Raw genomic sequence first — 14,674 nt, forward strand, 5'->3', positions numbered from 1 at the left:
CTGGTCTTAGGTGGTGGGGACGTAAGCAAACCTTCGGTTTCATTCCTAAAATTTGAGCCTAAGGTCTCAAATTTTCCCTAGTGACTATTATCTTAGTTTAGCTCACTTTCGCTCACTATGACAAATTTATATCTGTTAATCTTTTATGGCCTTGTTTCCAATATCTGTTCGGTAAAAAAGGCCTTCTGTTTTTTGTTGGGTGAGTTCTTGGTAGATGGTGTCTTGGGCTTCTTTGACAGTGTCTGCTGTGGTGACGAGCATATAGACACGTCCACCGTTTGAGAGCAGTGCTCTGCTATTTTCCGCAAACTTAGCCCCTGCATAGTAGGTGATGATGTCGCCTTCTGTCTTGGCTGGCAATTCAACACCCTTTTCATATTCTAACGGGTAACCCTTGGATGCGACAACCACACCCAGAGTCACACCCTTATCCGTCCAAGTGATGTTTGGCTCCTTGCCATCGAGGATATCCGTGATATTTTGTGCAAAGTCAGATGTCAAACGAGGCAGAATAATCTGAGTTTCAGGATCTCCAAAGCGTGCATTAAACTCGATGACCTTAGGTCCATCAGCTGTCAGAATCAAGCCTGCATAAAGGACACCCAAATAAGGGCGACCTTCCTGAATCATGCCTTCAAGAACTGGCTTGACAATAGTCTTAACCGCTGTATCAACTACACTCTGTGGCAAGTGTGGAACTGGTGCATAGGCACCCATCCCACCAGTGTTAGGACCCTTGTCCCCGTCGTAAGCACGTTTGTGATCCTGAGCCGTTGGCATGATGTAGAATTTTTCCCCATTGACAAAGGCAAAAAGAGAGAACTCCTCTCCAGCTAAGAACTCTTCGATGACAACACGCGCACCTGAATCACCGAATTTATTGTCCAAAAGCATCTCGTGGGCAGCTTCGACCGCTTGCTCAACCGTTTCTGCAACAACAACACCTTTGCCAAGCGCTAATCCATCCGCTTTAATTACGATTGGAGCGCCTTTTTCTTCGATGTATGCCTTGGCCTCCTCAAAGTCGGAGAAGGTCTTATAGGCCGCTGTCGGAACGCCGTATTTGACCATGATTTCCTTGGCAAAATCCTTAGACCACTCCAGCTCCGCTGCCAATCTTGTCGGACCAAATGCTTTGAGACCAGCAGCATTGAACTCATCCACGATTCCAGCAGCAAGGGCATCATCTGGCCCAATAAAGGACCAAGTAATATCGTTGGCTTTTGCGAAATCAATCAGCTTAGAATGTTCGGAAATAGAGATGTCCACCAATTCCAACCCATCCAAGGTCATACCGTCATTCCCAGGAGCAACAAAAACCTTTTCAACGCTTTTTGACTCAATCAACTTCTTAGCAATCGCATGTTCACGACCACCCGATCCAACAACTAACAGTTTCATTCCTCAACCTCTTTTGCGAATTATTTAATAACATTATATCATAAACGTTCGCTTTAATCCTGTTTCAATTGGTATTTTAAACTAAAAAAGGAAAGAAACTGTTTTCTCCCCTTTAACGTTCTTAATGTCTAAAATGTCTCACACCTGTGAAGATCATGGTCAAGCCGTATTTATCCGCAGCTTCGATAGATTCTTGATCACGGACTGAGCCTCCTGGCTGGATGATAGCCTTGATACCTGCTTTAGCGATTTCTTCCACGTTATCCGCAAATGGGAAGAAGGCATCTGAAGCAAGGACTGCGCCGTCCAGACGGTCTTTAGCTTGGTCAATGGCAATACGAACAGAGGCCACACGGTTGGTTTGACCTGGACCAACACCCAGTGTCATGTGGTCATTAGTGATGATAATACCGTTTGATTTGACGTACTTGATAGCCTTCCAAGCGAATTCAAGGGCAGTCGCTTCTGTCTCAGTTGGTTGACGTTTGGTCACCACTTGCCAGTCAGCCGGTCTTTCCTTGATCACGTCTTGGTTTTGAACGAGGAGTCCACCAACCACGCCTGTGTATTCTGCTTCCACTTCGCTGGCATCTTGAGCGTCGAATGGCAAGGCAAGGATACGCAAGTTTTTCTTTTTGTTGGTCAAAATGGCTAGCGCCTCATCCGTATAGCTTGGTGCAATAATGATTTCAAGGAAAACACCATGCATCTTTTCAGCTGTCGCAGCATCCACCTCACGGTTAAGGACGACAATTCCACCAAAGATAGACACTGGATCAGACTCATAAGCATAGTCCCAAGCAGTCTCGATGTCATCAGCCTGACCGATTCCACATGGGTTCATGTGTTTGAGAGCCACAACAGTTGGACGGTCTTTGAAGTCACGGATGATACGGATGGCAGCATCCGCATCGCGGATGTTATTGAAGGACAATTCTTTACCATTGAGCTGTTTGGCTGATACAATCGAGTAGGCCGTTGGCAAAGCTTTTTGGTAGAAGTCCGCATCCTGTTGAGGATTTTCTCCATAGCGCATGGCTTGTTTGAGGTCATAGGTCAAAGTGAGCTTTTCTGGTTTGCTTTCGCCCACTTGAGCTGTGAAATACTCTGCAATCAAGGCATCATAAGCAGCTGTGTGACGGAAAACTTTGGCTGCCAGACGTTGGCGAGTTTCGTAAGTTGTTTCGCCATTTGCTGACAATTCGTCAAGAACCACAGCATAGTCAGCTGGATCTACCACAACTGTTACACTAGCATGATTTTTAGCCGCTGAACGAAGCATAGATGGCCCACCGATATCGATGTTTTCAACTGCGTCAGCATAAGTCACGTCTTGTTTGAGAATGGTTTCCTTGAATGGGTAAAGGTTGACCACCACAAGGTCGATAAGCTCGATTTGATTATCTTTAGCCGCTTCCAAGTGGCTATCCAAATCACGACGTGCGAGTAAGCCACCGTGGATATTTGGGTGGAGGGTCTTGACACGACCGTCCATCATTTCTGGAAAACCAGTCACATCATCGATAGCAATGGTGTTCACCCCAGCATTATCAAGGGCAACCTTGGTTCCACCTGTTGAGATGATGTCCCAACCAAGTTTTTTGAGTTCTTGGGCAAATTCAACAATGCCCGCTTTGTCTGAGACGCTGATTAAAGCGCGTTTAGTCATCTTTTTTCCTTTCATTTTCAAACTCTCTACCTACGCATTTTTCGATTCATAAAGTGTAGGGAGACGATTACCAAGACTCCCAAAATTACTGTCAGTAAAAATCTCCCCCAATAGGGAATCTCTGGGAAGAAAAAATTTACCAGTAAACGTAGAATGATTACCAGGGTAATCAAGGCAAGTGTTTCCAACCATTTTTTCATTTACTTGTCCAACAATTCTCTAATAACCTCTGGATACAACTTGTACTCTGCCTCATGAATCCGAGCTTCAAAACTGTCAATGGTATCATCAGCTAGTCGTGGTACACGAACTTGTTTGATAACTTTTCCAGTATCCACACCGGAATCCACCCAGTGAATGGTCACACCAGACTGATCCACCCCAGCATTCCAAGCGTCCTCAATCCCATGAGCTCCTGGAAATTCTGGCAGGTAGGCTGGGTGAATATTGATGATTCGACCTTCATAAGCCGCCAATAAGGTTGGCCCAACGATTTTCATATAGCCTGCTAGACAAACCAAGTCAATCTGGTGCTCTTCTAAGAGTTCGACAAGGGCCGCTTCGTAGTCTGCTTTATTCTCAAACTCTTTGAGTTCAAAAGCATAGGATAAAATGCCGAGCTTGTCTGCACGCTCAAGCACATAGGCATCTCGATGGTCTGAGAAAACAAACTCCACTGGAAATTCTTCGGCAATCACCTGAAAATTTGAACCATTACCAGAGGCAAAAACCGCTATTTTTTTCATTTGATGATGACACTTTCGTTTTCTTTCTTGACGATGCGACCAATTTCATAGACTGGTTCATCCAGCAATTCCTTGACACGACCTACATTTTCAGGGCTAACTGCCAACATGAGTCCCACACCCATATTAAAGATTTCAAACATTTCTTCATGTTTGATTTCACCGTATTTTTCAAGAGCCTTGAAAATAGGAAGGACTGGAACCTTGTCCTCCTCAATCTCAGCAGCTAGGTCATCTGCAAACATGCGAGGAACATTCTCGATAAAGCCACCACCTGTGATGTGGGCAATACCGTTGACCAACTCTCCCTTGATAAGGGGCAAAACAGCCTTGACATAGATACGAGTCGGCTCAAGAAGGACCTCCTTGAGTTTCTTGCCTTCCAATTCTGGAAGGACTTCCTCACCTGTGTAATCGGCAAATACACGACGCACAAGTGAGTACCCATTTGAGTGAATCCCACTTGAAGCAAGTCCGAGAAGGACATCTCCTTCAGACACCTTTGAACCGTCTATGATTTGAGATTTTTCAGCCACACCGACCGCAAAACCAGCTAGATCGTAATCATCTGCGCCATACATACCAGGCATTTCAGCCGTTTCCCCACCGATGAGGGCTGCGCCTGCCTGCACACAACCTTCAGCGACTCCAGCAACCACTTGTTCTAGCTTAGCTGGTTCATTCTTACCAGTCGCCACATAGTCGAGGAAATAGAGGGGCTCCGCACCTGCAGCGATGATGTCATTAACACACATGGCCACACAGTCTTGACCGATAGTATCGTGCTTGTCGTATTTGATAGCCAACATGAGCTTGGTTCCGACACCATCAGTCCCTGAAATCAAGACAGGTTCTTTAACCCCAGTCTTGGAAAGGTCAAACATGCCACCAAATCCACCAAGAGCTCCCATGACCCCTGCACGCTCTGTACGAGCCACATGCTTTTTGATCCGTTCAACAACTTCATAACCCGCTTCAACATCCACACCAGATTGAGCGTACGCATTTTTATTTGCCATTTTATTTTTCCTTTTCTTTTATGGAGAATCTCAGTAACTCATTTGTAAAAACTGGTCTTTTCTTCTAAACTGCGACGATATTCTTCTTCGTAGTCGTAGAGAGGTGTTGGGTAATCACCGTCAAAGTAAGCGACACAAAGGCCACCATTTGGTGCATCTGTTTCAATCCCAATCGAATCAATCAAGCCTTCAACGGACAGATAGGTTAGACTGTCCGCACCAATTATTTGGCGAGTTTCTTCAACCGTATGATTGGCCGCAATCAGTTCCTGACGGGTTTGGATATCAATCCCGTAAAAACATGGGTAAGCTAGCGCTGGACTACCAATAGCAACGTGGACTTCAGTCGCACCCGCTTCTTTCAAGAGCTGAACGATACGACGAGAGGTCGTCCCACGTACAATAGAGTCATCAATCATAACCACACGCTTGCCTTTGACAACACCTGAAACAGCAGATAGTTTCATCCGCACCCCTTGCTCACGCAATTCTTGAGTCGGTTGAATAAAGGTACGCTGGGTGTATTGATTCTTAATAAGACCCATTTCATTTGGCAAACCAGATTCTTCCGCGAATCCCATAGCTGCGCTAAGTGAGGAATTGGGTACCCCCACTACAATGTCTGCTTCGTGCTTGAATTCACGCGCCAATTGGGCACCCATACGTTTGCGAGCTGTATGGACATTGACTCCATGGATGTTAGAATCTGGACGTGCGAAGTAAATATATTCCATGGAACAGATGGCCAATTGCGTCTCATCTGTATAGCTATCATAATGGATGCCATTGTCATCAACGATAACAATTTCCCCTGGTTTCAAATCGCGAATCCATTTTGCACCAATGACTTCAAAAGCACAAGTTTCAGAGGAAACAACCACCGCTCCATTAGCCATTTTCCCGATTGAAAGAGGACGAAAACCATTTGGGTCAAGAGCAGCAATCAACTTATCCTCAAACAACAGGATATAAGCAAAGCCACCTTTGACAAGGCTGAGTGCTTCCTTGATTTTACCCATTAGATTAGGATTGTGACTCCGACGAATCAAGTGGGCTAAGATTTCTGAATCAGAAGTCGCACTGAAAATGGCTCCTCTTTCTTCTAACTCTTTCTTAAGAGAGGCCGCATTGGTCAAATTACCGTTATGAGCCAGACCAAATTGCATGTCATGAAAGCGAAAGAGAAAAGGTTGGATATTATCTACAGAAGCTTCGCCAGCAGTCGCATAACGCACATGTCCAATCGCACTCGTTCCAGTCAATTTATCCAAATTAGCAGGATTTCTGAAGACTTCTGATAAAAGCCCCATATCGCGATGACGCTTTAGTTTTCCTTGGTCATTGGAGAGGATACCTGCCCCCTCCTGGCCACGGTGTTGTAGACTATGAAGACCAAAATAAGTCAACTTAGCCGCATCTGGATGTCCCCAAATACCGAAAACACCACATTCTTCATTAAGAGATTTTACTTCGTATGTCATTTTTTATACCTAATTTTTATTTGTGTATCATTCTGTTAGTAGGAGGAATGCTCCTAACAGTACTAGTGCAGAATGATACAGTAGAAACTCGTTTCACTTGCAAGACAAACAATTTATAAGCACCAAGAGCTACATCTACTTGACTTTTTCATTATTGATATTATCTATTTAAAAACTGCAAATCTTATTTTCCAGTGAAATATTTAACCGCTGACGCGAACAGCTGCTGGTCTTTATTTCCTGGGATGTTTTGGAAAAGACCGTCCTCATACCGCTCTGAGTGGGCCATTTTCCCAATAATCTGACCGTTTTTGCTGGTAATTCCTTCGATAGCGTTGACAGAACCGTTCGGATTGTATTTAGAATCCATGCTTGGTTTGCCGTCAAAGTCAACGTATTGGCTGAAAATTTGTCCATTATCACGGAGTTCAGCAAATTCCTCAGCCGTCACGACAAATTTCCCTTCTCCATGTGATACAGGAATGGCGTGGATATCTCCCACTTTCACACCAGAGAGCCAAGGTGAATTAGTATTGGCAATACGGGTTTCTACCATCTTAGCTACGTGCTGGTTAGCATCATTGTAGAAGAGAGTTGGGCTAGTGTTGCTTGCATCTTCAAAATTTCCGTATGGAAGGAGACCTGATTTGACCAAGGCTTGGAATCCGTTACAGATACCGATAATCAAACCGCCACGAGCGATAAAGCTATCAACGGCTGCACGCACTTTTTCATTGAGAAGGATGTTGACGATAAACTTAGCGGATCCATCTGGCTCATCTGCAGCTGAGAAACCACCTGCAAAGAAGAGAATATTTGCTTTCCCAATATTATCAACCATGGTTTCAACTGACTTGACAATGGCTTCTTCATTCAAGGTCACAAATGGCACCAAGTTAACCTCCGCCCCTTCTTTTTCAAAAGCCTTAGCTGAGTCATATTCTGAGTTGGTTCCTGGGAAGACTGGGATATAGACCACCGGTTTTTCAACAACTTCTTTAGCCGTCATCACTACTTCAGAAGCGATAGCTGGAACCTCTTCCAGTTCTTTCGCTTGGGTAAATTCTGTTGGGTAAACTTCTTCCAGTCTTCCTTGGAAAGCACTGTCAAGCTTTTGTCCATCTAGCTTCACACCATTAACAGTTAGTGTAAAGTCTACTGTTGTTTGTCCAATCTTCTCCACTCCAGCGATTTCTTCAGGAGAAGTGAAGACAAATCCACCCAATTGAGCTGTCAAAGTCGTTTCAAGTTCAGGCAAGGTCACCTCTGCACCGATATGGTTTCCAAAGCTAGCAAGTGCCAAACTTTCAATAACACCACCGTATTTAACAGCTGAAGCTGCTGTTACTTTGTGAGCCTTTTGAAGAGCTTCAAACTGAGCAAAATTAGACTTAATCAAGTCAAAATTAATCTCTGCAGAGAGTGCTTGGCCTGGAATATAGTAGATATTTTCACCAGCAGTCTTAAATTCAGGCGAAAGCACCTTACGGCTATCTACTGTTGCCACACCAAAGGCAACCAAGGTAGGTGGTACTGTCAATTCTTCAAAAGTACCAGACATGGAGTCCTTACCACCGATGGATGGCAATCCGAGCTGGATTTGTGCCTCAATAGAACCGAGTAGAGCTGCTACTGGCTGACCAAAACGCTCTGCTTGTTTATCCATACGCTCGAAGTACTCTTGGTAAGAGAAGCGAGCCTTAGACCAGTTGGCACCAGTAGCAACCAAACGAGCAGTTGCTTCGATCACCGCATAGGCAGCACCGTGGTATGGAGACCATTCAGCTACATATGGGTTGAATCCTTGAGCCATGACGGATGCAGTATGAGTCACACCGTGTTGAACTGGTAATTTCTGCACAGATGCCTCAGTTGGTGTGAGTTGGTAACGACCCCCAAGTGGGTGGTTTACCGTAGAGCGACCAACAGAGCAATCAAAGATCGTTTGCAATCCTTTTTGACTGGCATGATTGAGATCAGATAAGACTGCAAGAGTATCCGCTTCAAGGCTTTCTGCACTTGTTTTGCGTTCTTCTGGAAGTTCGACATCCTTGTCCACAACCTTGGCATCAACGACCACGCGCACACCATTGGTATCAAGGAAACGACGCTCCAAGTCCACGATTGTCTCACCATTCCAGTGCATGACTAGATTTGGTTTTTCAGTCACTGTCGCCACAACAACGGCGTCAATATTTTCTTTGTTACATTCTCCAACAAAGGCATCTACGTCCTCAGGACGAACCACAACAGCCATCCGTTCTTGAGATTCAGAGATAGCAATTTCTGTACCATTCAAACCTTGATATTTAAGCGGTACCTTGTTGAGGTCGATTTCAAGACCGTCTGCCAATTCACCGATAGCTACACAGACACCACCTGCCCCAAAGTCATTAGATTTCTTGATGAGACGCGTCACCTCACCATTACGGAAAAGGCGTTGAATCTTACGTTCTTCGATGGCATTCCCTTTTTGAACCTCAGCACCAGCAGTCTCCACAGACTCAACCGTTTGAACCTTAGAAGACCCTGTCGCACCACCGACACCATCACGTCCAGTCTTACCTCCAAGGAGGATAATCACATCACCAGCTTCCGGTTTTTCACGGACAACGTTGCCCTTAGGAGCCGCACCGACAACCGCACCAAGCTCCATGCGTTTAGCAACGAAACCTGGATGGAAATACTCCCGAACATAGGTCGTCGCAAGCCCAATCTGATTACCATATGAAGAATAACCATGAGCCGCTGTCTTAGAAATGACTTGTTGTGGCAATTTCCCAGCACGCGTTTCCGAAATCGGTGCTGTAATATCACCCGCACCTGAGATACGCATTGCCTGATAAACGTAGGAACGACCTGACAATGGGTCACGAATAGCTCCACCAATACAGGTAGCAGCCCCACCAAATGGTTCAATTTCTGTTGGATGGTTGTGGGTTTCATTCTTGAACATGAGAAGCCATGGCTCTTTCACACCATTAACGTCCACTTCGATTTCGACCGAACAAGCATTGATTTCATCTGACACTTCCATATCGTCCAAACGTCCATTAGCACGCTCATAACGACCGAAAATAGTCGCCATATCCATTAAGGTTTGTGGTTTCTCCGAACGCCCCAACTCCTCACGCATAGCAATATACTTGTCATAAGTTGCTTGTAATTGTTTTTGGAATTTAGAAGCTGAAAAGTCGATGTGTTTTAGCTCTGTCTCAAAAGTCGTGTGACGACAGTGGTCAGACCAGTAAGTATCCAAAACCTTGAGTTCAGTCTCAGTTGGCACGCGCCCGATTGACTTAAAGTAGTCTTGGATAAAGAGCAAGTCATCCACTTCCATTGCCATCCCTTGCTCGGCCTTGTAGCGGGCAAAGTCTTCTGCCGTATAGCTTTCAAAGAAAGTCAATTTGGGAATGGTCTTGTCTGACTCTGAAAATTCCTGCTTAGCAATCCCTGTCGTGATATCCTTGAAACGAGAATCAACTGGATTGAGCAAGTAGTTCTTGACCGCTTCTAGCTCAGTCGCATCAATATCTTTATTAACTAAGTAAAGTTGAGCAGTATTAACCCTCACGTCACTCGAACTACCTAGCAACAGCAAAGCTTCTTGAGAAGATGCTGCACGCTGATCAAACTGACCTGGCAAGCTTTCAATGGCAAAGAAAGCATAATTGGCAAGGTCTGCCAGTACAGTTGCTTCATCCAATACATGGTCTGTCACCTGCTCAGAGAAAATGTGTTTTTCTGCTCGCGCAAATAGGTCATCTGCCAAATCAAAGACATCATAAACCTGCACAATGCGAATATTTTTCAAGGTAGACAAACTCAAATTATGCTGAAGTTCTCTCACCAAACTTTCTGATTTAATCTGAAAATCAGCCTTTTTCTCAACAAAAATACGTTTATTCATTCGTTCTTATTCCTCTATTTTAGCTCTTACATATTTGGAGCAATTCCTTAGGCACCCAAACATAACAGTCTATTTCAAAGCCTGCAACTTTTCCCAAACAATCTCATAGACATCTGTTAATTCACCTAGTCCTCTACGGAGTGAAAAGGTCTGGGGGACCTTTTCAGCCTGAGTCCTTTTATTTGAGAGACGAAGGTTTTCCGTTGCTAACAGATTATTTCAACCCCTGCAACTTATCCCAGACAATCTCATAGACATCTGTTAATTCACCCAATCCCCTACGGAAAACATCCTTGTCCATGTGATTGCCCTCAGCGTCCCATAAACGGCAGTTATCAGGTGAAAATTCGTCAGCCAAGATGATCTTGCCATCCTTATCAAAACCAAACTCTAACTTAAAGTCAATCAACTTCAGACCAATCTCAACAAACCAAACTTTCAAAAGTTCATTGATACGACGCGTTTCTTCCTTCAAATAAGCAATCTGTTGCTCATCTGCAATATTTAGGAATTTTACATGCTCATCATTGATAAAAGGATCGTCCAAATCATCATTTTTATAGTAAAATTCGACAATTGGATTCTCCAATGCAATACCCTCTTCCACTCCAAAGCGTTTTGAAAATGAGCCTGCCGTATAATTACGAAGAACAACTTCCAAAGGAATAATCTTCACTTTTTTATTGAGTTGCTCTGTATCTGAAAGTCTTTCGATAAAGTGAGTTTCCACGCCAGCAGCATTCAACTTCTCAAAAATAAAAGATGAAATCTGATTATTCAAGACTCCCTTACCTGCAATCTGCTCTTTCTTCACTCCATTGAAAGCAGTTGCCTGATCCTTATAACTTGAAATAATAAGATTTTCATCCTCAGTTGTATAGATATCTTTAGCTTTTCCCGAATATATAAGTTGTTTTGACATTTCAAAGTTCGCCTTTCATATTATTTGAGCACATTTTACCATAAAAACGAGAAAAACACAAGAATTTTAGCGAACAAATAGATGGAGGATTTATAGATTGTAAATAAATAGGTGCGAAAGGTATGAATTTTTTTCATAAATTCTATATAACCCCTAGTAATTTGCGAACAGTATTCTATTTTTAACAATTTGAAAAAATGACTTATATTTCCTTTTTTTGAAAGCAATATCTACTTGAAATATTAAAGCTATTCTTCAATAAAATACAACAAAAAAGCAACATGACTTGAATGTTGCTCTCTACTATTTTATTTTTTATTTTTTACTACTTGTACCACATCAGCAACACTTTGCAGTTGATCAATTTCCTCATCGCTGATTTCGATATTAAATTCATCTTCCAGTGTCAAGATAAACTCCATCAAGTCAACTGAGTCAGCATCCAAATCGTCTTTCAGACTCAAGGATTCTGTCACAACAAAGTCCTCTCCCTGTCGCTCTTGGATAATGGTCACAATACGGTCAAAAATTTCTTTTTCTGTCATCTCTTTTATTCTCCTGAAAATTCACGCGCAGTTTGCGCAACTACGTCTGTCTCTAGCATGGTACGAATCTGGCGAATTGTACTATACACAGCCTTGGCATCACTTGAGCCGTGGGTCTTAACAACCGGTGCTTTGACACCAAACAAGACCGCACCTCCGACATCTGAATAGTTAAGCTGTTTTTTCAAACCTCTGAGACTATCCTTGAGAAGAAGTGCACCTAGTTTTGCTCGAAGTCCACCACCAGTAATAGAGGTTTTAAGCAGGCCCATAATTCCCATGGCTGTTCCCTCAATGGCTTTAAGAACAGCGTTTCCCGTGAAACCATCTGCGACGACAACATCTGCAACTCCCTCCATCAAATCACGCGCTTCCACGTTTCCGATAAAGTTCAAGCTCTCGTCAGCAGCTAACAATTCATAGGTTTCCTTGCGGAGTAGGTCACCCTTACTACTTTCTGTTCCATTATTAAGTAAGCCAACACGAGGCTTTGTAATCCCACGAACATTTTTAGCATAGAAGGATCCGAGAACAGCGTACTGATAGAGGTGCTGGGCTGTATTTTCAGCATTGGCGCCTAAATCTAGCATATCAAAGCCTTTTCCATCTGTAGTTGGTAGGGTTGACATGAGTCCAGGACGGTCGATATTCTTGATCCGACCTACGATGAAAAATCCTGCCGCTAAAAGAGCACCTGTATTCCCAGCAGAGAGAACGGCATCCGCATCCCCATCCTTGACAGCCTTGGCCGCCAAGATCATACTGGCATTTTTCTTCTTCCGAATAGCTCTCGTAGGTTCATCATCAGAATCAATTTTCTCCTCCGTATGGATGATGCTGACGCGCTCTGTAGCTGTTAGATATTGCTTGATTTTAGCTTCATCTCCGTAGAGTTGAACTTCAATATCTGAAAAGTCAGCTAGGGCTTGATTGACACCCTCAACGATGGCTTGGGGTGCGTAATCGCCTCCCATGGCATCTATTGCGATTTTTTTCATTTGTCTTCCTCTTTTAGTAATTGTCCCCAGTCTGCTAGGGAATCAATGAATTTCTTTGATTTTAGGTGAATCCCGACATACTCTTCATAAATCTGATCCATAAACTTGCGTAAGTCTTGCTTGATTTCAGGATTGAGCGAAATGGTCTCCAAAGTCTCGAAATCAATAGCTTGAAATTGATTGAGCAGATAAGGAATGTTGGGATTTAGATGACAACGTTTCTCATCTTCATGGTAATGATCTGGGCAGAGACAAGCTCCGTATTTAAATGAAAAGTCAAAGGCTTGTCCAACTCGATGGCAAAAGACACACTCATTAAAATTGAGGCTGATTCCAAATCGAGTCAAGATTTGAATTTCAAAAATATTGGTCAAGACCTGATAATCCAAGCCCGCTTCCATTAACTCCAAAGTCTTTTGCAAAAAAGCAAACAAGGGAGCATCCTGCTGATTGTCCTGCAAACTAGCATCGGCAAGAGCTGCCACGTAGGTCGCATAGGCCATGACAAAGAGGTCACTATTAATCTTTGGAAAAGTCACAACCTCATGATAGTCCTCAATGTAACTGAGCCCATCATCATTGATTCGCAGGAGAAAACGAGCTAGTGCCAAAGGCTGAATAACAGGGGCTAGTTTAGATTGGCCTGCATGTTTGACGAAAAACATCCTCTTGCCAGCCTGCTCTGTAAAGATTTTGACAAGTTTGTCATCCTCTCGAAAATTGCGATTGTAGAGCACCAAACCTTGACTCGTGATAGACTGAATCATGCTTCTCCCATATACTCCTCAAGTCGTTTAATGGCTTCTTTGATAGTCTCCATGCTAGCTGCATAAGACAGACGCACATAGCCTTCCCCGTAACGTCCAAAAGCAGCACCCGGAATAAAGGCAACAGCCTTCTTCTGAGCAAAATCCTTCAGAAAAGCAAAGGAATCTTGATTGTAACCAGCTGGAATCTTAGCAAAGATATAGAAAGCGCCGTCTGGTTTAATAATCTCAAAACCAAGAGCAGTCATCTTTTCAATAATATAATCCCGACGCTGGAGATATTCCTTCTTCATCGGCTCCGCATCGTTTTTACCAGCCGTCAAGGCTTCCACCGCAGCATGTTGGGCCATGGTGTTGGCAGCAGTCACCAAGTACTGATGACTCTTGATCAACTGGGCTGTAAAGGTCGCAGGAGCGAAAATCAGCCCCAAACGCCAACCTGTCATGGCATGCGATTTAGATAAACCATTGATAATAATAGCCTGATCTCTCAGCATCGTTCCTAGAGACACATGGGCTTGGCTTGTATAGGTCAATTCTGAGTAAACCTCATCACAGACCACAAAAATCTCATACTTGCGTAAAACAGCTGCCAAGGCTTCCAACTGCTCCCGACTATAGGTAATTCCTGTCGGATTGGCTGGATAGTTGAGGATGACGGCCTTAAGTTTATCCCCCTGCTCAAGAATGGCTGCCTCTAACATTTCTGGTGTTAAAACAAATCCATTTTCAGTGGTATCAATCTCTACAATCTCAGCCCCAACTAGATTAACAATTGGCTCATAGCCTGGATAGGCGGGAGCTGGCAAAAGCACCTTGTCCCCTTCTTCCAAAATAGCTGTCAAAGTAGCAGATAAAGCCTCTGTCGCCCCAATGGTGACTAAAATTTCATTTTCAGGATTATAGTCTAGTTGGTACTTTTCTCTGACAAAATCGCTAGCTGCTTGTCTTAAAGCTATTAAACCACTCATACCAGTATAGTAGGATTGGTTCTGGTCAATAGCTTTCTTAGCTGCTTCTTTTATATGATTCGGCGTTGTAAAATCAGGTTCTCCCAAAGTCAAACGCAAGACCCCAGGAATCTCAGAAATAGCCTGGTCAAACTGACGAATCAAGGAAACTTGAATCTTATCTAACTGTTTATTAAAGCGCTTAGTTAAGTCCATAGATACCTCCTACTTGCAAAATATATCTCTATTATACTATAAAAGCATCT

At 43.6% G+C, this 14,674-nt stretch carries 12 protein-coding genes; all 12 read right to left on the minus strand.

The window, feature by feature from the left end; genetic code table 11:
• Window positions 1–135: 135 nt before the first annotated feature.
• Entirely contained in the window at window positions 136–1,401 is a 1,266-nt protein-coding gene (purD, locus tag QZ114_RS09305; protein ID WP_295502545.1) for a phosphoribosylamine--glycine ligase, read from the minus strand.
• Window positions 1,402–1,522: 121 nt separating this feature from the next.
• Entirely contained in the window at window positions 1,523–3,070 is a 1,548-nt protein-coding gene (gene purH / locus QZ114_RS09310) for a bifunctional phosphoribosylaminoimidazolecarboxamide formyltransferase/IMP cyclohydrolase (protein WP_295502547.1), read from the minus strand.
• Between the two features lie 200 nt (window positions 3,071–3,270).
• Window positions 3,271–3,816: a phosphoribosylglycinamide formyltransferase gene (gene purN / locus QZ114_RS09315; protein ID WP_295502549.1), complete on the minus strand. Its 546-nt coding sequence runs from the start codon at window positions 3,814–3,816 to the stop codon at window positions 3,271–3,273.
• The gene (gene purM / locus QZ114_RS09320) at window positions 3,813–4,835 is read right to left on the minus strand and encodes a phosphoribosylformylglycinamidine cyclo-ligase (RefSeq protein WP_295502551.1); all 1,023 of its coding nucleotides are present in this window, start codon (window positions 4,833–4,835) and stop codon (window positions 3,813–3,815) included. The genes purN and purM overlap by 4 nt, the downstream gene beginning before the upstream one ends.
• A gap of 38 nt (window positions 4,836–4,873) precedes the next feature.
• Complete coding sequence (purF, locus tag QZ114_RS09325; protein WP_295502554.1) at window positions 4,874–6,316, minus strand: amidophosphoribosyltransferase; 1,443 nt, start codon at window positions 6,314–6,316, stop codon at window positions 4,874–4,876.
• Window positions 6,317–6,500: 184 nt separating this feature from the next.
• Complete coding sequence (locus QZ114_RS09330) at window positions 6,501–10,226, minus strand: phosphoribosylformylglycinamidine synthase (protein ID WP_295502556.1); 3,726 nt, start codon at window positions 10,224–10,226, stop codon at window positions 6,501–6,503.
• A gap of 69 nt (window positions 10,227–10,295) precedes the next feature.
• Window positions 10,296–10,439 (minus strand): phosphoribosylaminoimidazolesuccinocarboxamide synthase, encoded by a 144-nt coding sequence (locus QZ114_RS09880; RefSeq protein WP_366926350.1) that lies wholly within the window; start codon window positions 10,437–10,439, stop codon window positions 10,296–10,298.
• Between the two features lies 1 nt (window position 10,440).
• A complete protein-coding gene (gene purC / locus QZ114_RS09340; RefSeq protein WP_295502558.1) occupies window positions 10,441–11,148 on the minus strand; it encodes a phosphoribosylaminoimidazolesuccinocarboxamide synthase in 708 nt (235 codons plus the stop codon).
• A 308-nt stretch (window positions 11,149–11,456) separates the two neighbouring features.
• The gene (locus tag QZ114_RS09345) at window positions 11,457–11,693 is read right to left on the minus strand and encodes an acyl carrier protein (RefSeq protein ID WP_295502560.1); all 237 of its coding nucleotides are present in this window, start codon (window positions 11,691–11,693) and stop codon (window positions 11,457–11,459) included.
• Window positions 11,694–11,698: 5 nt separating this feature from the next.
• A complete protein-coding gene (plsX, locus tag QZ114_RS09350; protein ID WP_295502562.1) occupies window positions 11,699–12,691 on the minus strand; it encodes a phosphate acyltransferase PlsX in 993 nt (330 codons plus the stop codon).
• On the minus strand, window positions 12,688–13,458 hold the full coding sequence (recO, locus tag QZ114_RS09355) for a DNA repair protein RecO (protein WP_295502564.1): 771 nt from the start codon (window positions 13,456–13,458) through the stop codon (window positions 12,688–12,690). Before recO ends, plsX begins: the two co-directional genes overlap by 4 nt.
• Entirely contained in the window at window positions 13,455–14,624 is a 1,170-nt protein-coding gene (locus tag QZ114_RS09360) for a pyridoxal phosphate-dependent aminotransferase (protein WP_295502566.1), read from the minus strand. Before QZ114_RS09360 ends, recO begins: the two co-directional genes overlap by 4 nt.
• Window positions 14,625–14,674: the final 50 nt, after the last annotated feature.

Source organism: uncultured Streptococcus sp., from assembly GCF_901875575.1.
Lineage (GTDB): Bacteria > Bacillota > Bacilli > Lactobacillales > Streptococcaceae > Streptococcus.